This is a genomic window from Methylobacterium sp. AC832, assembly GCF_979256025.1.
Genome location: NZ_CEEDMV010000008.1, coordinates 90215 through 109143, shown reverse-complemented (window position 1 = coordinate 109143; position 18929 = coordinate 90215). Strand labels below are relative to the sequence as shown.

Below are 18929 nucleotides of genomic sequence, written 5' to 3'. Positions count from 1 at the left end.
GATCGTCAAGCCAGAGCCATCAGGAACCGGTCGATCAGTTCGAGGGCGCGTCCGGTCATCGCACCGGGATAGCGCACGAAGATGTGGCAGCCGCCGGGATAGATCGCGGTATGGCCGCCATTGCCCGCCGCCGCCCAGCGGGACGACATGTAGAGCGTGTCGTCGAGCAGCGGATCGTGCGTGCCCACCGAGAACAGGGCGGGCGGCAGGCCCTTCAGATCGGCATAGAGCGGCGACACGTCGGGCCGGCGCCGGTCGATGCCGTCGCGGACGTAATCGTTGGCGAAGGTGGTGAGGTCCTTGGTGTTCACCACGAGGCGGGTGTCGCCCCAGTTGCGGACGCTGGGGGTCAAACCGAGGTCGAAGAAGCCGGCATTGAGGTTGGCGCCGCGGAAGGCGCGGGGCAGGTTGTGCCGGTCACGCAGGCGCAGCAGGGTCATGACCGCCAGATGCGCGCCGGCCGATTCACCGCCGATGGTGAGCGCCGAGATGCCGAACTCGGCCTTGCCGGGGCCTGCGAGCCAGAGGGCCGCCGCCTCGCAATCCTCCAAAGCCGCCGGATAGGGATGTTCCGGGGCAAGGCGGTATTCCACCGACAGGCAGACGAAGCCGCAGGTATCGGCGATCCGCTCCAACCACGGATCCTGCTCGTCGGCGGCGCCCCAGACCCAGCCACCCCGGTGGATGTGGAGGTAGGCTCCGCGGAGCTTCTGCCACTTCTTCGCGTCGGGGCGGATGACCCTCAGAGAGAGCGGACCACCCGGGCCGTCGATGATCACCGTCTCGGCGCGCGCGCTGCGCGGCATCGCCGGAGAGGCCTGGGTTCCCTGCCGGCGGCGCGCGCGCACTTCGGAAAGGGGAATCGACCAGGGATCGGCCTGGGCCGCATGGGCCGCGATGATCTCGGCGTTCAGGCGATGGGTCTCCGGATCGATCGTCGCCGGGTCGAAGAGGGCGTGGTCGATCATGGAACGGTTCGTCTCATCCAGTGTGGGGCCGAAGCAGCGTTCGGGCGGGAGGGTCGAATGTGGGCGAAGCCCGCACCGATGCCAGTCGCCTTGCCGGCACGAGACGGCCTAACGCCCCAATGGACAGACGGTTTCGTTCGGGTGTGTCGCATCGGTCACGCTTCCGCCGGGTTCGCCGGCTTCAGAGAAGCCGATGAGGCCCCATATGTCCGAGAGAGTTCGGCCGTCGGACCACGGCCAGAGGATGACAGCATGATCGTCGACAACGACCCCCGCCGACAGGGACCGTACCAGGGCCGTCCCCCGGTCGGCAGTGGCTATTCCGATGGAGAACCGCGTTCGGCCCTGCGCCGCTTCCTCGGCGGCTCGCCCATGGCCGTGCTGGTGAAGCTGCTGTTCCTGTCCATTCTCGTCGGCGCCATCATGGCGATGCTGGGTGTCACGCCCGGCCTGCTGTTCTGGCACATCTACGATGCGGGCCGCGCGCTCATCGATCTCGGATTCGAGACCTTCCATGATTTCGGCCGCTGGATCCTCGCCGGTGCCGTGGTGGTGGTGCCGCTTTGGCTGCTGTCGCGGTTCCTGTCGGTGTCGAAATAGCCAGGCCGGAACGCATTCTACCGAGGAACATGGAAAAAGGCCGGCGTTTCCGCCGGCCTTTTTTAGTTCGAAGCCTGTCGAAGACGATCAGCGCTGGACGATGACCTTCGCGCCGACCTTGGCGCGGGTGTAGAGATCGGCCACGTCGTCGTTGGTCATGCGGATGCAGCCAGACGAGACGGCGGTGCCGATCGTCTCCGGCTCGTTGGAGCCGTGGATGCGGTAGATCGAGCCGCCGAGATACATGGCGCGGGCGCCGAGCGGGTTCTCGATGCCGCCCTTCATGAAGCGCGGCAGGTCGGGACGACGGCGCAGCATCTCGGCCGGGGGACGCCAATCGGGCCATTCCCGCTTCATCGTGATGGTCTGGGTGCCGCCCCAGGTGAAGCCGGGACGACCGACGCCGACGCCGTAGCGCAGGGCCTGACCGCCGCCGAGCACGTAGTACAAGCGGCGCTCGGCCGTGGAGACCACGATGGTGCCGGGAGCGTAATTGCCGCCGAAGGCGACCTGCTCGCGCTGGATCGCCGACATCTGCGGCATGGCCGAGGCCATCGGGTCGGCCGGGTTGAGCGAGGCGTTGGCGGTGGGCACCGCCACGACGGCCGGGGCAGGCTCCGCCTGCGGACGCACGCGCAGCACCAGCGCGTTGTCCAGGGGCTGACGGGTAAGCGGGTCGATCTCATAGGCGGCGGCGGGCGAGGCCCAGACACCAACCATGCAGACGAGCCCGGACAGGGCGGGGGCGATACGGCGCATCAAAGCCTCTCGAAGGCAGGCGAAACGTTGGGGAAACACGGTCGGTAACGCAACGCAGGATACCGTTTTCCGATCGCCAAGACGTAAACGCTGCCGCCCCAAAGCCAAGCTGAATTCGCGATGAAGCGATGGTTGTGGCGGGGTCGTGACTCCGTGGCCACAGTGTGGCGGCTTAGCCGTATTCGCAGGGATTATTATTAGGGGACCCTGTCAGCCGGGAACAATATCCGACGCGGCGGAACCGGACCCGCGTCGGACGTTCGAATACGCCAGATCAGACCGCGTCGAGGCCGAGATCGATGATCGGTGCGCTATGCGTGATCCAGCCGCTGGAGATTAGGTCGACGCCGGAGGCGGCGATGGCGCCCACCGTCTCACGGTTGATGCGGCCCGAGGCCTCCGCAATGGCGCGCCCGTCGATCATCCGCACGGCCTCGCGCAGCTGGTCCGGTGACATGTTGTCGAGGAGCACCGCATCGGCGCGGACCGACAGGGCCTCGGCCAGCTGGTCCAGGGTGTCGACCTCGATCTCGATCTTCACGAGATGCCCGGAATAGGCCCGTGCCCGTTCGATGGCGGGAACGATCCCGCCGGCCACGGCGACGTGGTTGTCCTTGATGAGCACGGCATCGTCGAGGCCGTAGCGATGGTTGGAGCCTCCCCCGGCCCGGACCGCGTGTTTCTCCAGGGAGCGCAGGCCCGGCGTGGTCTTGCGAGTGCAGACGATCCGAGCCTTGCCGTGCGGCCGTGCGGCCTCCACGAGTCCTGCCGTGGCGGTGGCCACGCCGGACATCCGGCACAGGAGGTTCAGCGCCACGCGCTCGGCGGTGAGGATGGCGCGCGCCGGACCGTCGAGCCGGATCACCACATCACCGGGGGAGACCCGCGCGCCGTCGCCGCGTTCGACGATGGCCGACACAGCCGGATCGATCAGCGCGAAGGCGATGATGGCCGCATCGACGCCGGAGATCACCCCATTCTGCCGGGCGGCGATGACGCCGGAAAGGCGGGCATCGACGGGCACGATCGCGTCGGTCGTGATGTCGCCGGCGCGGCCGAGATCTTCCAGCAAAGCCGCGCGGACGATCGGCTCCACGAGGAGACGGGGGAGGGGGACGAGACGGGCATCGCTCATGGGTTCGCTCGTATGATGGTCGCTGGTAGGGGGCCGACGATCCGCCCACTGACCTCGTCCTGAGGTGGCGGAGCGAAGCGGAGCCCTCGAAGGAGGCCTCCATCTCGCATGGGGTAGCTGGAACTCTCCTTCGAGGCCCGCTCGCGCGGGCACCTCAGGATGAGGTCGATGGGTGGGATCATCCCAAGACGATTCCGGTCGTCCGATCTAAACCGGAGCGACCGCATCGGCCGAGACGGTCTCCGCCATCCGCCAGACCTCGGCGAGGGTCACTTCGCTGTGCCGGGCGGGTGCCTGGTCCGGGTGGTCGCTGCGCCAATGGGCGCCTCGGCTCTCCAGGCGGGACAGGGCGGAGGTCGCGACCATCAACCCGGTGAGGGCAGAGTCGGAGCCCTGCCTCGCCGCCGGCGCCAGGTGGCGCACAGCGTCGGTCAGGCCTTTGGCGTCGCGCACCACCCCGACATCGGCTTCCATGATCCGGCGGATCGCGTCGTGATCGGCGTCGTCGCGCCGGCACGGCTCGGCGATCGAAGCCGGACCCGGGGCGGCAACGAAGGCGACGGCCTCGGCGATCCAGGGGGCGAAGGCCATCGCCTCTAGGAGGGAGTTGCTGGCGAGGCGGTTCGCGCCGTGCAGTCCGGTGGAGGCGACCTCGCCGCAGGCGAACAGGCCGGGCACGGTACTGGCGCCGGTGCCGTCCACCTTGATGCCGCCCATATGGTAATGCGCGGCCGGCCGTACGGGGATCGGCTGGCGCTGCGGGTCGATGCCGGAGGCGGCGCAGAGGCCGGCCACGGTGGGGAACCGCGTCGCCATGCGGGCGCCGAGGGCACCACGGCAATCGAGAAACACCTCGGTGCCGCGCCGCCTGGCCTGGAAGATCGCCCGGGCGACTACGTCGCGTGGAGCGAGATCGCCCCCGGCGATACCGGCCATCACCGGTTCGCCCTCGCTGTCGATCAACCGCGCGCCTTCGCCGCGCAGGGCTTCGGTGGCGAGCGGCATCGGGTCCAGTCCCACCGAGATGGCGGTGGGGTGGAACTGCACGAACTCCATGTCGCGCAAGGTCGCCCCGGCGCGCGCCGCCAGCGCCAGCCCTCGGCCGGTGGCGCCGCGCGGGTTGGTGGTGGAGGCGTAGAGGGAGCCGAGCCCGCCGGTGGCGAGCACGACCGACCGCGCTTCGAGCCGCACCGAGGCACCGTCGCGCTCGCAGATCAGGCCGGCGACGGCGCCGCTCTCGTCCTGCAGCAGGCCGCGGACATTGGCGACCAGGATCTCGATGGAGGGCGTCAGCGCGACGGCCTTCAGCAGCGTGTCGAGCACCATCCTCCCGGTGGAATCGCCGCCCGCCCGGACGATGCGGCGGCGCGAATGCGCCGCTTCGAGGCCGAGCGCCAGGGCGCCGGCGGCATCCCGGTCGAAGGGCGCGCCGAGGCCGACGAGCCAGTCGATCAGGCCGGGGCCGGCTTGCGCCACCCGCAGAGCGACGGCCGGATCGGTGAGGCCGGCGCCGGCGGCTTCCGTGTCCGCCGCATGCAGTGCGGCGGCATCGTCCTCGGCCATGGCGGCGGCAATGCCGCCCTGCGCCCAGCCCGTCGCCGTGCCACTTCCCAAGGGAGAAGCGGTGACGAGGGTGACCGGGCGGGGGCTGAGCCGCAAAGCCGTGGCGAGACCGGCGACGCCGGCTCCCACGACGATCACACGGTCCGAGCCGGGGAGGGTGAAGGAGAAGGGGGAGTGCGCGTTCATCGCGGACGCACCGCCAGCATGCGCTCCACCGCCGCGCGAGCGCGCTCAGCGAGTTCCGGCTCCACCGTCACCTCATGGGTGAGGGTCTCCAGGGCGTGGCGGATGTTCCGCAGCGACATCCGCTTCATGTGCGGGCACAGGTTGCAGGGCTTGATGAACTCGATGTCCGGGTTCGCGGCGGCGATGTTGTCGCCCATGGAGCACTCGGTCACGAGCACCACCTGACGCGGCCGCTTCTCCGTGACGAAGTTCATCATCATCGCCGTCGAACCCGAGAAGTCCGATGCCGCCACCACGTCGGGCGGGCATTCGGGATGGGCGATGACAGTGACGCCGGGATAGCTCTCGCGCACCTCGTCGATATCGGCGGGTGTGAACTGCTCGTGGACCTCGCAATGGCCGGCCCAGGTGAGGATCTCGACCTCGGGCACCAGCACCTGGACGTTCTGCGCCAGGAACTCGTCGGGAATCATCAGGACGCGCGGCGCATTGAGCGAGCGCACCACGTCCACCGCGTTGCCGGAGGTGCAGCACACGTCCGATTCCGCCTTCACGGCGGCCGAGGTGTTGACGTAGGTCACGATCGGCACGCCGGGATACTTTTCGCGCAAGCCCCGCACGTCGGCGGCGGTGATCGAATCGGCGAGCGAGCACCCGGCCCGCATGTCGGGGATCAGGACGGTCTTGCCCGGATTGAGCAGCTTGGCCGTCTCCGCCATGAAATGGACGCCGGCCAGCACGATCACGTCGGCATCCACGTTGATCGCCTCGCGGGCCAGCGCCAGGCTGTCGCCGACGATGTCCGACACGGTGTGGAAGATCTCGGGCGCCTGGTAGTTGTGAGCGAGGATCACCGCGTTGCGGGTCTTCTTCAGCTCCAGGATCGCCGCGACGTCATCGGCCAGGGCCGGCCATTCGATGGCCGGAACATGCCGGCTCACGCGGGCGTAGATATCGGGCAGAGGCAGGGTCGAAACCCTGTCGATCGGGAAACTCGTGGCCGCCATGGTCGCGTCCTCAATTATGCTCAATATGAGCATTGTGCCGACTAACGTAGGCGTGTGAGATACGCTTGTCTAGATATGCTGAGCCTGAGCATATTCATTTTGCATTGCGATATTGTGCAAACGTCATCCTCTGCCATCGCCGTCCCTTCCCTCGTGGTCGAGCGCGATAGTTCCAGATCGCATGCAGGAACAAGGACGTTCAGAGGTCGAGTGCCGGTTCGGTCCGATAGGCACGATGCAGCAGGGCGGTGAGTTCGTCGGATCGCGGCAGGGTGACGGTGCCGATGGACGAGATGGCGACGGCCGGCGTCCAGGAATTCATCGCGACGGCTCCGGCAAACTCGTGGAGCCCGTCCGCCGCTACGACCGCCTCTCGCTGGGGGACACCGAGCTCGGTCAATCGACGGCGGAGAATTCCCATCGTGACCCCGGCCAGGATGTCGGCCTTCGGCCATGTCACTGACACTCCGTCCCAGAATGCCAGGTTCCAGATCGTCGCTTCGCCGATCCTCCCCTGACGATCGACGAACGCGGCATCGTCGAAGCCCATCCGGGCAGCCTCGCGCAGGAGATGGGTCTTTGCCGATTCGCCCACATGCTTGACCTCCGGGCGCCAGCGCTCATGCGGCGTGAGGGCCAGTTTCAGCGGGCCGGCGGGGCCGTCACTCGGCGGAAAGGTTCGAACCAGAATCGAGAATATTTCCGTTGCGCAGTCGAGGCGGAACTCGCCGTTGCGCGAGAACACTGTCGCGGTGAGCGACAGGTCGCCGGGGGCGCCCGCGATGGCGGTCCGAAGTGCGTCTCGTATGCGCTCCTCAGGAATGGTGCAGCCGAACAGTGCCTGCGACCCGTCGCGAAGGCGCTCCAGATGAAGGTCCAACCCTCTCACGCGCCGGTCACGGACCTGCATGGCGGTAAAATGCGCGAACCCGGCGAAGGCGAGGGGGGCGAGGTCGGAGGCGGTGGCGGGCCGCCCGTCGATCCAGGCGTGGCTACCGAAGACGTCTGTCATGAATCACGCTCTCGATTGGTTTCCATCGAAGAGCGCCAGCCTTAATCCGTGACAGCACTGTCAGGGTCAACGGCCAATGCGGATTGGGACGCTATCGAAGCGCACGGGCGTCAGCGTGCGCATGCTGCGCTATTACGAAGGAGAGGGGCTGCTCGCGCCGGAGCGCACCGCCTCCGGGTATCGCGATTACACGCCGCTGGACGAGGAAACCGTCCGGCGGATCAGGACGCTCGGCGCGGCCGGAATGACCTTGCCGGTCATCCGCGTGTTCCTGCCCTGCGCGCTCGCCGGGCGCGGCGCATTCGAACCCTGCGACGAGCTTCGGCAAACGTTACGCCGGCACATCGGCGAGGTGGACGAGCGCATCACGGCGCTCGAGACGAGTCGCGCCATGCTGAAATCGATCCTGGCGGCGATGTAGGGCCCGCCAGCGATTGCCGCATTGCCAGGGCCGACACGCGATGCCTCAGGGCGACCGTCGCGAAGGGGTCAGCCGGAACCCCGGCGCGGGGCGCTCCAACAGCACTTCACGGCGGAAGCGGACGAGGCGGGCAGGCCGCCCTGCGGCGCCGCTGGTGACTTCGTCGGTCTCCTCCACCAGTCCCTGCTGGGCGACGAGTCGACGGAAATTCTGCTTGTGGAGATTGGCGCCCGACAGCGCCTCCACGGTGCGCTGCAGCTGGAACAGGGTGAAGGTCGGCGGCATCAGCTCGAACACCACGGGGCGATACTTGATCTTGCCACGCAAGCGTCCGATCGCCGTGGCGAGCACCCGGCGGTGATCGAACGTCATGGGCCGGCCCGTCGTGGCGAATTCGGTGGCATTCGCTTCCCCGGCCTGTCCCCGCGCTTCGGGGATCAGACCGGCCTCGAACAGGAGTTCGTAGCGTTCGAGCACGCGCTCCTCGTTCCAGGCCCCGCCGCCGATGCCGAAGGTGAGGCCGAGCCTGTCCTCACGCCGCCGCCTGACCTTGGCATCGGACGTCCCGGTCGCCCAGGCCAGGAGCTTGGCCTCGATCTCGTCCAGGGTCCCGGGCCGGCCCGCGCGCCAATCCTCCCAGGGAAGGAAGGCGTACCAATTGTGCCACGACGCCTCGGCGAGCGCCGCCGACCGCATCTCGCGGACCAGAGCGAGATAGGCCACGGACAAAGAGTGAAGGCCGCCCGAATCGTCGCCCTGCCGGTCGCGGTCTCCGAACGTGTAGAGCTGCTCCACATAGCCGAGGCGCTGCTGGGTCTGGCGCTCCACCCAGGCGCGCAGACCGCGTTCCAGCGTAGGGTGCTCCGGCACGAGGGGACCTGACGGCAATCCGGTCTCGCGGCTCGCGGCCTGGCCCGGCACCTTCACGGTGAGGGCGCGCGGCTCGCCATCCGTCGCCGCGACGATGACGGCGACGAGCCCGACCGCCGACGGATTGGGAAGCGCATCGGCCGCCTCCGCTGCAAATCCGTCCTGCCCCCTCGTCACCTGTCCGCCCCCCGGTCCGTGAATGGGTCTCATGGCAGATTGCCTGCCGGAATCAACGCGCGAAAGGATGCGCGCGTCGCCTCACACCTTGGCGGGTACCGGTCGCGCCGGGTTGCCGACGACTGTCGCGCCGGGCGCCACGTCGCGGGTGACGACGGCGCCGGCCCCGATGATCGCATGGTCGCCCACCGTGACGCCGGGCAGGATCAGTGCGCCGCCGCCGATCCAGACGTTGCGGCCGATGGCGATGGGACGCGCGAATTCCAGCCCGGCCTCGCGCGCCTCCGCCTCGCGGGGATGGTCCGCCGTGAGGAGTTGGACGCCCGGCCCGATTTGCGTGCGGTCGCCGATCGTCACCGTGGTGCAATCGAGGATGACGCAGTTGAAGTTCAGGAAGACGTGGGCGCCGATGCTGATGTTGAAGCCGTAATCGCAATGGAACGGCGGCCGGATCACCGCCCCGTCGCCGACATTGGCCAACGTCTCGCGCAGCAGAACCCGGCGCTCGTCGGCGGGGCGGCCGAGCATGGCGTTGTAGCGCGCGAGCCAGACCTGGCAGGCGCGCAGGTCGGCACCGAGTTCCGCGTCGTCGGGGTGGTAGAGTTCCCCCGCGATCATCTTCTGCTTCGGCGTGCGCCCGGCTTCGGTGGTCATGCCAATCTCCGTGCTTCGTCGAGGCGGGGAGTAGGCCGATGGGCCGGGGCCGGCAAGCGAAGCGGTGCGGATCGGCTTTGCGTGGCACGGCCACCCGTTTAGATTGCCGCCGCTCGAACCTGGGCGCTCGGGCTTACCGGAGGAACGACGTGATCGGACGCGACACCGCCTTGGGCTCGACCGTGCCGGTCGACGTGAGGCTCTACGGTATCCTCGACGTGGACGTCTGTGGCGATGACGGCGACGACCTCGCCGATATGGCTGCCGAGGCCGTCTCGGGCGGATGTACCCTTCTTCAATACCGGGAGAAGTCCATCGAGAACGCGCGCGATTCGCTGGCGCGCATCCGCGCCATCCGCGCGGCCATCGCGGGCACCGGGGTGCCGCTCCTCGTCAACGATCGCTGCGATCTCGCTCTGGCTGCCGAGGCCGAGGGCGTGCATCTCGGCCAGTCGGACCTGCACCCGGCGGATGCGCGCCGCATTCTCGGCCCGCGCTCCATCATCGGACTGACTCTCAAATCGGCGGCTCAGGCCGACGAGCTCTATCGCCTCCCCGTGGATTATGCCTGCATCGGCGGCGTCTTCGCCACGACGAGCAAGGACAATCCCGACCCGCCCGTCGGGCTCGACGGTTTCTCCCGCATCGCCTTCCGGGCGCGCCTCGCCCGGGGCACAGGTTTTCCGGTGGGGGCCATCGCCGGGATCGACGGCAGTAACGCCGCCGCCATCATCGCGGCGGGCGCCGACGGCATCGCCCTGATCTCCGCACTGTTTTCCGCCGAGGAGGTGGAGGCGCGCGCCAGGGACCTGCGCTTCCGGGTGGATTCGGCCCTCGCGGCGAGGGGCGCGGCCGTCTAGAGCTGCGCCCGATCACGTTGGGTCAGGGCACATCTCGAGACCTTTGTTTCGCCGCGCTCTTTTTTGCCGAACCGGCATCCGCTTTGGCGGAGAGCGCTCTAGGCAGCGAGCCGGGCGAATGAGCGGTAAAATTCTCTAAGTCTCTGTTTTAAAATCATTTTCAATCGAGCCGGATTCCCTCGTTCCGGACGATGGTTTAGGGTTGCCGCAACGCAAGGGACGAGACACGCCATGACACCCATCGCCGTGACCATAGCGGGCTCCGATTCCAGCGGCGGCGCCGGTATACAGGCCGATCTCAAGACCTTCGCGGCACTCAAGGTCTATGGCGCCAGCATCATCACCGCGCTCACGGCGCAGAACACCCTCGGCGTCCAGGCCATCCACGACGTGCCGGCCGATTTCATCGCCGCCCAGATCGATAGCGTCTTCTCCGATCTCACCGTCAAGGCGGTGAAGATCGGCATGCTGTCGAAGCCCGCGGTGATCGAGGCCGTGGCCGCCGGACTTACCCGTCATGCGTCCGGCATCCCGATCATCCTCGATCCCGTCATGGTGGCGACGAGCGGTGATCGTCTCATCTCGGACGAGGCGGTGGACGCCATGCGCCGGCACCTCCTACCCCTCGCCGATCTGGTGACGCCGAATCTGCCCGAGGCCGCGACCCTAATCGGAGCCTCCGTGGCGCAGAGCGAGAACGAGGCGGTCGTGCAGGGACGCAAGCTGCTGGCGATGGGGGCCCGCGCCGTTCTCATCAAGGGCGGCCATGCGGAGGGCACCGAGAGCGTCGACCATCTCATGAGCGCCGACGGGACGCTGCGGCGCTTCGCATCGGCGCGCCTCGACACCCGCAACACGCACGGCACCGGCTGCACCCTGTCCTCGGCCGTGGCGGCGGGCTTGGCCCGTGGCCTCTCCCTGACGGAGGCCGTCACCCAGGCCAAACGCTACGTCACCGCCGCCATCGCCGCGTCCAATTCCGTGACGGTGGGACGAGGGCACGGACCGGTCCATCATTTCCACGCCCTTTGGCACTGACACGAGGGAGAAGTTGGCCTCCTTCGCCTTGCATCGGATGCCTGATTGCGTTTGAAGTACCGCACGATCGTTCGATGTACGGAACGACGCGATAGGTTCTGGGACAATGCAAGATCAGGCGACGACGCCCGAACGGGGACGGCAGCGGGATATCCTGAACGGAGCACAGGTTCTCTCGGGCCAGCTCGGCAAGACCATCCAGCGGCTGCGCAAGGCCTACAACCTTTCACTCTCCGAGCTCGCCGAGCAGTCCGGCGTGGCGAAATCGATCATCAGCCAGATCGAGCGCAACGAGACCAACCCGACCCTGGCGACCATCTGGCGCCTGAGCCAGGCCCTCGACGTCTCCATCGAACGCGTTCTCGCGACCAGCGACGAAGAGCCGTTCATCGAGAAGACGTCGCGCGCCGACACGCCGATTCTGCTCTCCGACGACGGCAAGATCCGTCTGGCGATCGTCGGCTGGATCAAGACGGTGGAATGGCTGCAATGGTACGAGGTCACGGCCGATCCGGGCGGCGTCCTCGATTCCGATCCGCACCAGCGCGGCTCGGTGGAATCCCTCACCGTCACCGAGGGTTCGCTCGAAGTCGAGGTCGCCGGTACCTTCCAGCGGGCGCGGGTGGGCGAGACGCTGCGCTATCGCTGCGACAGGCCGCACACGGTGCGCTGCGTCGGTACGGAACCCGCCAAGGCGATCATGGTCGTGATCATGAAAGCGGCGGTGATGGAGTAGGGACGCCGAGCGTCTTTACCCGTCTCGACCTGCGGTACTCCACGGGGAGTACCGCGACACGACGGTCAATGCCCGGAATTGACCCAGCGGACGATGTCGGCGAGCACGACGCTGAGAGCGGCATCGAGACCGATGGCGGCGTTGCCCGCCTCGACCTTGGCCACCGGCACGCGCGCGGTGAAGATGCGGGCGGCGACGACCTTGCCGGTTCCGTCGGTGATGAGCTTGGCCGAGATATCCACCACCGCTTCGCCCGAGCCTGACGCGATGTCGAACGCGCGGATCTCGCTGATGAGCGCGTAATCGGCCACGATCTTGTCGCCGGGGCGGCTCACTGATTTCAGGCGTCCGGAATTTTCGAGGCTCTGGATCAGCCGTGTCTGGACGAGGCGCGGCAGGCGGTCGGCCCATTGTCCGCCGCCGAGGAACGACAGGGCGCCGCCGGCCTGACGAACGATGATGCGATCCTGCTCGAAGGGCTGGAGGCCGACGGGCTCGGCCACCGAGATCGACCGCGCCGCCACGCTCGGCCGGCCGGAACTCGGCAGGGCGGCGAGGTCGAAGGTCATGGGCGCGCCGCCGCCACAACCGCCGAGCAGGGCGGAGAGGCAGGCGAGCGCCAGGGCATGCGAGCGAAACGTCATCCGAAGGGCCTGGAAACCTGTGCAGCGCTGCAAGAAGCGCAACCGTAAACTACGCCATAGCGGTTTCCGTGCCGTGACGCCGGACACATGCGGCTAGGCTTTGCCGGGTTCAGCGGCCACCGTTGTATTCTGGCAACGATGGCTTGCCGCCGAAGATGACCTGCGACGGGTCGCGCTCCAAGCTTTTCACCGTCCGGTTGAGAGTGTTGAGGGTGCGCTGGCCATCCGAGGAGAGGGCTTCGACCTCGCGCCGTCCGGTCCCGCTGAGGCGGCTGAAGCTCGACGCGATGGTGGAGGTGCGCTTGTCCAGATTCTCCGACAGGGTGCGGAAGGCCTTGCCGGCATCGCGCACGGAGATCGCCGCCTCGCGGACTTCGGCGAAGGTGCTGCTCCCGGCTTGGCCCGAGGCAGAGCCGAGGAAGCTTTCGGCCCCCTTCAGCACGTTGTCGACCCGGTCGGCCGAGGCGTTGAGCTTGCCGGCAAGCGAGCGCGCGTCCTTCACCGCACCCTCGATGTCGGGGCTCGCGGTGCTGAGCGCGGCGGAGAAGCGCTCGGCATTGTCGATGACGCGGTTGAGCTTCTGCCCGTCGATGGCCTTCACCAGCGAACTCACCGCAGGCGCGGCATCGTTCAGGGTCTTGGAAAAGGATTCGACGTTGGCGAGGGTGCGGGTGATGGCGCCCTCGTTGCCGGCCACCAGCTTGTCGAGGCGCTGCAACACGTCGTCTGCACGCTGCGCGATCTGCTTGGCCGCCGCCATCATGTCCTGGATGTCGGAACTGTCGGCGAAGATCGTGGGTGTCTGGTCGCCCGAACCCGGCGTCAGGGGCGGCGAATCGGCGTTGCCGCCGGAGAGCGAGATGGTGGAGACGCCGGTCAGCATCGCGGAATCGAGGCGGGCCCGGGTGTCGGCGCGCAGGGGCGTGGTCCGTTCGACCTCCACCATCGCGACGACCCGGCGAGGGTCCTGCGGCAGCAGGCGGACATCCATCACCTCACCGACCTTGATGCCGTTGAAGGCCACGGTCGAACCCTTGGCGAGGCCGCCGACGCTGCCCGAGAAGACGATGCGCACGCTCTCGCGCACCTGACTGCGCGATCCGCCCTGGAGCCAGAACACGAAACCGAAGGCCGCCACGACGACCGCGAGTGTGAAAGCCCCGACGAGGGCGTAGTTCGCACGAGTCTCCATCGGATCAGTCGTACTCCGGATGGGCAGCGCCCGTGCGGTGCGCCACGGCACGCAATCGGCGGGCCGTCAGCGTGTGAATTCGTTCAAACATGGGCGTTTGCCCCGCCGGTGACGATCGCGCGGGCGCGCTTGCCGTGGAAATACGAGCGCAGCCAGGGGTGGTCGCTCGCCAGCATGGCGTCGATCGGCCCCTGCGCGATGATCTGGCCGTCGCCGAGCGCCGCGATGCGGTCGCAGGCCGTGTAGAGACTGTCGAGATCGTGCGTCACCATGAAGACGGTGAGCCCCAGCGTCTGTTTCAGGGTAGCGACGAGTTCGTCGAACTCCCCGGCGCCGATCGGGTCGAGGCCCGAAGTCGGCTCGTCGAGGAACAGGATTTCGGGGTCGAGGGCGAGAGACCGGGCCAACGCCGCGCGCTTGATCATGCCGCCCGACAATTCGGAGGGGAGCTTGTCGGCCGCATCGGGCTTCAAGCCCACCATCTCGATCTTGAGGCGCGCGAACTCGTCGAGCAGGCGCTCGGACAGGTTCAGGTGCTCGCGCATCGGCATCTGGATGTTCTGCTTCACCGTGAGCGCCGAGAACAAGGCGCCCTGCTGGAACAGCACGCCCCAGCGCTGCTCGATCTGCCGGCGGCGGGCCATGGTCATGGTGTCGACGTCCTCGCCGAACACCTCGATCGTGCCGGAGCGCTTCGGCACCAGGCCGAGGATCGTCCGGGTCAGGACCGACTTGCCCTGCCCGGACGGGCCGACGAAGCCGAGGATCTCGCCGCGATAGATGTCGAGGTCGAGCCCTTTCATCACGATCTTGCTGCCGAAGCCGACCACGAGGTCGCGCACGCCGATGATGACGTCGCGAGGTGGGGCGCGGTCGAACGGCGCGGGGGGCGGGGACATCTGGTTCACGGCGATCAAAAATCGATGGTCGCGAAGAACACGGCGAAAAGTCCATCCAGTACGATGACCATGAAGATAGACTTCACGACTGAGGCCGTGACGTGACGTCCGAGCGATTCCGCCGATCCTTCGACGGCGAAACCTTCGATCGTGGCGATGATGCCGATGATGAGGGCCATGAACGGCGCCTTGATGAGGCCGACCGCCACGTGGTGGAAGGACACGGCGGCCTGGAGCCGCGCCAGGAACGCGTCGATCGTCATGCCGCCGTAGAGCGAGGCGGTGAGGCCGCCCCCGGCCAGGGCCGCCAGCGAGGCGAGGAAGGCGAGGATCGGCAGGCCGATCACCAGCGCCAGGATGCGCGGGACGATGAGGATCTCGATGGGATCGAGGCCCATCACCCGCAGGGCATCCACCTCCTCGCGCATCCGCATCGAGCCGATTTCGGCGGTGAAGGCCGAGCCGGAACGCCCCGCCACCATGATCGAGGTGAGGAGCACGCCGAGTTCGCGCAGGATGAGCAGGCCGATCAGGTTGACGACGAAGCTCTGCGCCCCGAAGCGCTGAAGCTGGAAGATGCCCTGCTGCGCGACGATGCCGCCGACCAGGAACGAGATCAGCATGATGATCGGTACGCCCCGAAAGGCGACCTGTTCGAGCTGGTTGACCAGGGCCGTGCCGCGGAAGGTGCTCGGCCGCGAGGCGACGCGGATACAGGCGGTCACCACCTCCCCGAGGAAGGCGAGGCCGCTGACCATGTCGGATTTCGCGCCCACGACCCGGACCCCGAGATCGTGCAGGAAGCCCATGAAGCGGCCGCGTTTGGGCGGACCGGCATAATCCTCGTCCGGCAGAATCATTTCGCCGAGCAGAATACGGTGCTCGGCCGTGGCCCCCGCATAGGCGAGGCGACCGCCCGCGGCTTCGATCTCGCCACGGGTCCGCTCCAGGACCCAGGCGCCGAGCGTGTCGAGCCGCGCCACCTTCGACAGGTCGACGAGGATGGGAGCGCCCTTTGCGTCGCTGGCGATGCGCGCGGCGGCCCTCTCCACGGAAGCACCCTGATCCGCCGTCCAGCGACCGCTCAGGACCACGCGTCCGCCCTCGCCGAGAAACTCGGCTTCGGCGGCGTCAGGGTTCGGCTTGGCAGCAGCGTGGCGCACGAAGCGCGACTCCCGGTTCATGCGCAACTAAAACGCAGATCAAGGTTACGGATTGGTCAAGACCCACGGCAAGCGGCGGAGTGCTGACCTACAAACGGGGCGGTGTGAAGGGGGCAAGTGTCGCTGCTCTCGCGGAAAGTGACACGAGGCACAGGCCGGACAGGGCGAGCGGCGCCATCAGGGCGAAAGCGAGCGAGCCGCCGCCGGCCTGGTAGGCGACACCGCAGAGAATCGTCGCGCTCGCCGAGGCGCAGGCATTGACGGCGCTCGACATGCCCTGCGCGCGCCCCCGCGCCCCATCGGGCGCGAAGGCCGAGATCGCCGTCATGGCGCCGAGCTGAGTCGCCCCGAAGCTGAATGCGTGGAGGGTCTGCAGGAACAGGGCCGGGACGAGCTCGCCGCCGATCAGGGACAGGCCGACGACACGGATGAGGGACGCGGCGGCGCCGAGGCCGATGAGCCGGAACGGCGTACGCCAATGGGCGGGCCAGCGCCCCACGGTGGCGAAGAAGACGATCTCGGCGGCGACACCCGTCGCCCAGAGGACGCCGATCCACGAGGACGAGATCCCGCTGGCCTGCCAGTGGATGCTGCCGAAGGCGTAGGTCGCCGCGTGGCTCGCCTGGATCGTCGCCTGCGCGCCGATGCAGAGCCAGAGCACGCGGGGCAGCTTCGGGCGTGTGCCGGGCGCGATGCGCGGCTGCGCCACATGAGCTTCCACCGGGCTGGCGAAGATGGTGGCCGCGGCGACGAGGGCGAGGCCGGTGAGGAGGACCGGCACGGCGAGGCGTTCCCCCATGGCGCTGAGGGCCGCCCCCCCGAGCAGGCTGGCGATGAGGAAGCCGATGGATCCCGCCATGCGGATGCGGGCGTAGTCGAGCCGCTTGCTGTGCCGTACGGCGGCCAGGGTGAGGTAGTCGATGGTCGGCACCAGCGGCGCTCCGGCCGCCGCGTTCACGGCGACGAGCACAGCGAGGATGGGCCAGCCGATGGCGGCACCGGCGGGCATCAGCGCATAGGTCGCCGCCACCGCCACGCTGCCGACCAGCAGGAGACGGCGCGCGGCCACGCCCCGGTCGATCAGCCCCACGAGGGGAGCCGTGGCGATGATCTTCATGGCGATGGGCAGCGCCAGGAGGGCGCCGATGATCCGTGCATCGAGGCCGAGCGCCTTCAGCCAGACCGGCATGAACGGCATGGCGATGCCGATTTCGACGAAGACGACGGCATAGAGCAGCGACAGACGCGTCGCGTTCGGCTCCGTCGGAGAGGATTGAGACAAGGGGGACCGCTCGATCGAGGGGCGAAGCGACCTCAAGCCGAAGCGTTGCCGGCCGCTGACGATGATTCGACCCGTAAAGGGGGCGTTAAAACCATCGTGTCAATCTACTGGTGCTGGTACCCGCGACTTCGCGCAACGGCGCGAGGCACCATCGAGGACACGAGTTCTATGTCTGTCATGCGTTCGCTCACCCCGGTCGATGAGTCGGAATACGACCGTATCGAAGCGGCGATGAGCGAGAGCGAACGCGGCCGCTGGTTCCTCGCCGAATATATCAGGCGCAACCGCAGTGCCGATACGGACATGCTGCTCGGCGCCATCTCACGCCTGGAAAGCGCGGTGACGGCGGATCGCCCCTCCGACCGGGAAACCGAGCGGGTCGGACGCATGCGCGGCGACCTGATGGACATGGCCCATGCCATCGCCCGTACCAAGGCCGAGATCGCGGCGATCAGCACCGTGGATCAGGACCATAGTCGCCTGGGCATCGCCTCCGTCGCCCTCGACGCCATCGTCCGGGCCACCGAGCGCGCGACGTCGGACATCCTCGGCGCTGCGGAGGAAGTCCAGGAGACCGCCTGGACGATGCGCGAAACCGGCGCGGATGCGACGATTTGCGACGTGCTCGACCGCCGGGCGACGGAAATCTACACCGCCTGCTCGTTCCAGGATCTGACGGCGCAGCGCACGGCCCGGATCATCCATACCCTGCGCTACCTCGAAGAGCGCCTCGCGGCGATGATCGCGATCTGGGGCGGTGAGGTCGAGGCGATCCCGCCGGCGCCGGGCTCGACGGCGGCGACTGTCGCCCAGGACCTCGACCAGAGCGATGTGGACCGGTTCATCGACATGGATTCCGGGCGATCGGAGAGCGTTCGGGAAGCGAAGGACGACGTGACGGGGGAGATGGAGGCCGTCGTCGAGGAGCAGGCGGAAGAGCCGGTGAGCCCGGACATGCCGCTTTCGTCCGCCACGGAGACGACGACGGACGAAGAGGCTCCGTTCACCGAGCCGCACGCATCCGAGGCGGGCGAGAATGTTGCCGCCGAGGACCCCGTCGCCGAGGACGCTATCGCCGAGGACACGAGCGAGCCTTTCGACGACGAGGCGGCCGACGAGGTCGTTTCCGACGACGAGAGCACCGAGGACCGGACGACGTCGCCGGCTTCCGGGAAGACCGACATCGCCACGGCCTTCGCCGATATCGACGGACTGAGCGAGAAAGAGAAACTCGCCCTGTTTTCCTGAGCGAGACGAATGCCCCGCGCGCATCGTCGACGGCACTGATAAGAGGGCCGTCATGGCCCTTCACCTCCTGAAGCTCTGCGTCGGACCCGCGACGATCGAGGACCTCGAACAGCGCATCGCCCGCAACCGGGACGACGCGTTGCAGACGGGGCGCGACCCGTCCACGTTCCACGTGACCCGAATGGTGCCCAAACGTGCCTCGGCTATTGCCGGGCAGGGCTCGATCTACTGGGTCATCAAGGGCACGCTGTGCTGCCGCCAGGCCATCACGGCCATCGAGCCCTTCACCGATACGGACGGCGTCGGCCGCTGTCGCCTCGTCCTCGATTCGGTCGTGGTCCCGGTCAATCCGCGCCCATGCCGGCCCTTCCAGGGCTGGCGCTACCTGACGGTGCGGTCCGCGCCGGCCGATCTCGACATGCGTCGCGCCGACGGCCTCGCCGACATGCCCGAATCGCTGCGGCGCGAGCTCTCCGTCCTCGGCCTGATCTGACCTTATCCAATCTCACCATGAC

The 18929-nt window shown here is 67.9% G+C and carries 20 protein-coding genes; 7 read left to right on the top strand and 13 right to left on the bottom strand.

The annotated features are described in order from the left end of the window. Positions 1-5: 5 nt before the first annotated feature. Positions 6-968, bottom strand: a complete 963-nt coding sequence (locus AC0IXR_RS21510; RefSeq protein ID WP_311276295.1) for an alpha/beta hydrolase — start codon at positions 966-968, stop codon at positions 6-8. 252 nt (positions 969-1220) lie between these two features. Between AC0IXR_RS21510 and AC0IXR_RS21505 the strand changes: the two genes are divergently transcribed. Next, on the top strand, positions 1221-1568 hold the full coding sequence (locus AC0IXR_RS21505; RefSeq protein WP_056452303.1) for a DUF6460 domain-containing protein: 348 nt from the start codon (positions 1221-1223) through the stop codon (positions 1566-1568). Positions 1569-1655: 87 nt separating this feature from the next. Here AC0IXR_RS21505 and AC0IXR_RS21500 read toward each other — a convergent pair whose 3' ends face one another. From AC0IXR_RS21500 to AC0IXR_RS21480, 5 genes are all read right to left on the bottom strand, one after another. Then, complete coding sequence (locus tag AC0IXR_RS21500; RefSeq protein ID WP_471762107.1) at positions 1656-2327, bottom strand: L,D-transpeptidase; 672 nt, start codon at positions 2325-2327, stop codon at positions 1656-1658. A gap of 274 nt (positions 2328-2601) precedes the next feature. Further along, complete coding sequence (nadC, locus tag AC0IXR_RS21495; protein WP_471762106.1) at positions 2602-3462, bottom strand: carboxylating nicotinate-nucleotide diphosphorylase; 861 nt, start codon at positions 3460-3462, stop codon at positions 2602-2604. 207 nt (positions 3463-3669) lie between these two features. Continuing rightward, positions 3670-5211 (bottom strand): L-aspartate oxidase, encoded by a 1542-nt coding sequence (locus tag AC0IXR_RS21490; protein ID WP_471762105.1) that lies wholly within the window; start codon positions 5209-5211, stop codon positions 3670-3672. Then, positions 5208-6218, bottom strand: coding sequence for a quinolinate synthase NadA (nadA, locus tag AC0IXR_RS21485; RefSeq protein ID WP_420604705.1), 1011 nt, complete (start codon positions 6216-6218; stop codon positions 5208-5210). The genes AC0IXR_RS21490 and nadA overlap by 4 nt, the downstream gene beginning before the upstream one ends. Positions 6219-6417: 199 nt before the next feature. After that, positions 6418-7230: an aminotransferase class IV family protein gene (locus AC0IXR_RS21480; protein ID WP_471762104.1), complete on the bottom strand. Its 813-nt coding sequence runs from the start codon at positions 7228-7230 to the stop codon at positions 6418-6420. 76 nt (positions 7231-7306) lie between these two features. On the opposite strand from AC0IXR_RS21480, the gene AC0IXR_RS21475 reads away from it, so the two are divergent. Continuing rightward, on the top strand, positions 7307-7651 hold the full coding sequence (locus AC0IXR_RS21475) for a MerR family transcriptional regulator (RefSeq protein WP_471762103.1): 345 nt from the start codon (positions 7307-7309) through the stop codon (positions 7649-7651). A 45-nt stretch (positions 7652-7696) separates the two neighbouring features. Here AC0IXR_RS21475 and AC0IXR_RS21470 read toward each other — a convergent pair whose 3' ends face one another. Then, positions 7697-8731: an NUDIX hydrolase gene (locus AC0IXR_RS21470; RefSeq protein WP_471762102.1), complete on the bottom strand. Its 1035-nt coding sequence runs from the start codon at positions 8729-8731 to the stop codon at positions 7697-7699. A 48-nt stretch (positions 8732-8779) separates the two neighbouring features. After that, the gene (locus tag AC0IXR_RS21465; protein ID WP_207411667.1) at positions 8780-9352 is read right to left on the bottom strand and encodes a sugar O-acetyltransferase; all 573 of its coding nucleotides are present in this window, start codon (positions 9350-9352) and stop codon (positions 8780-8782) included. Between the two features lie 152 nt (positions 9353-9504). Here AC0IXR_RS21465 and thiE point away from each other — a divergent pair, with 152 nt between their 5' ends. The 3 genes from thiE (at position 9505) to AC0IXR_RS21450 (ending at position 11986) form a co-directional block, all read left to right on the top strand. Beyond that, the gene (gene thiE, locus AC0IXR_RS21460) at positions 9505-10212 is read left to right on the top strand and encodes a thiamine phosphate synthase (protein WP_471762151.1); all 708 of its coding nucleotides are present in this window, start codon (positions 9505-9507) and stop codon (positions 10210-10212) included. Positions 10213-10443: 231 nt separating this feature from the next. Continuing rightward, positions 10444-11250, top strand: a complete 807-nt coding sequence (gene thiD / locus AC0IXR_RS21455; RefSeq protein ID WP_471762101.1) for a bifunctional hydroxymethylpyrimidine kinase/phosphomethylpyrimidine kinase — start codon at positions 10444-10446, stop codon at positions 11248-11250. A 106-nt stretch (positions 11251-11356) separates the two neighbouring features. Further along, entirely contained in the window at positions 11357-11986 is a 630-nt protein-coding gene (locus AC0IXR_RS21450; RefSeq protein WP_056426161.1) for a helix-turn-helix domain-containing protein, read from the top strand. A 65-nt stretch (positions 11987-12051) separates the two neighbouring features. On the opposite strand, the gene AC0IXR_RS21445 is transcribed toward AC0IXR_RS21450, so the two are convergent. The 5 genes from AC0IXR_RS21445 to AC0IXR_RS21425 all read right to left on the bottom strand — a co-directional run bounded on the left by AC0IXR_RS21445 (position 12052) and on the right by AC0IXR_RS21425 (position 17166). After that, positions 12052-12630: an ABC-type transport auxiliary lipoprotein family protein gene (locus AC0IXR_RS21445; RefSeq protein WP_056426259.1), complete on the bottom strand. Its 579-nt coding sequence runs from the start codon at positions 12628-12630 to the stop codon at positions 12052-12054. 109 nt (positions 12631-12739) lie between these two features. Further along, positions 12740-13822 carry an MlaD family protein gene (locus AC0IXR_RS21440; RefSeq protein ID WP_471762099.1) on the bottom strand — a complete coding sequence of 361 codons (1083 nt, stop codon included), beginning with the start codon at positions 13820-13822 and terminating at the stop codon, positions 12740-12742. Positions 13823-13905: 83 nt separating this feature from the next. Beyond that, positions 13906-14721, bottom strand: a complete 816-nt coding sequence (locus AC0IXR_RS21435) for an ABC transporter ATP-binding protein (RefSeq protein ID WP_461235779.1) — start codon at positions 14719-14721, stop codon at positions 13906-13908. Positions 14722-14735: 14 nt separating this feature from the next. Continuing rightward, positions 14736-15905 (bottom strand): ABC transporter permease, encoded by a 1170-nt coding sequence (locus tag AC0IXR_RS21430; RefSeq protein ID WP_471762097.1) that lies wholly within the window; start codon positions 15903-15905, stop codon positions 14736-14738. Between the two features lie 67 nt (positions 15906-15972). Further along, on the bottom strand, positions 15973-17166 hold the full coding sequence (locus AC0IXR_RS21425; protein ID WP_207411672.1) for an MFS transporter: 1194 nt from the start codon (positions 17164-17166) through the stop codon (positions 15973-15975). A gap of 168 nt (positions 17167-17334) precedes the next feature. On the opposite strand from AC0IXR_RS21425, the gene AC0IXR_RS21420 reads away from it, so the two are divergent. Both AC0IXR_RS21420 and AC0IXR_RS21415 read left to right on the top strand, forming a co-directional pair. Further along, a complete protein-coding gene (locus AC0IXR_RS21420; protein WP_471762095.1) occupies positions 17335-18414 on the top strand; it encodes a hypothetical protein in 1080 nt (359 codons plus the stop codon). 52 nt (positions 18415-18466) lie between these two features. Then, positions 18467-18907 carry a DUF1489 family protein gene (locus AC0IXR_RS21415; RefSeq protein WP_471762094.1) on the top strand — a complete coding sequence of 147 codons (441 nt, stop codon included), beginning with the start codon at positions 18467-18469 and terminating at the stop codon, positions 18905-18907. Positions 18908-18929 lie beyond the last annotated feature (22 nt).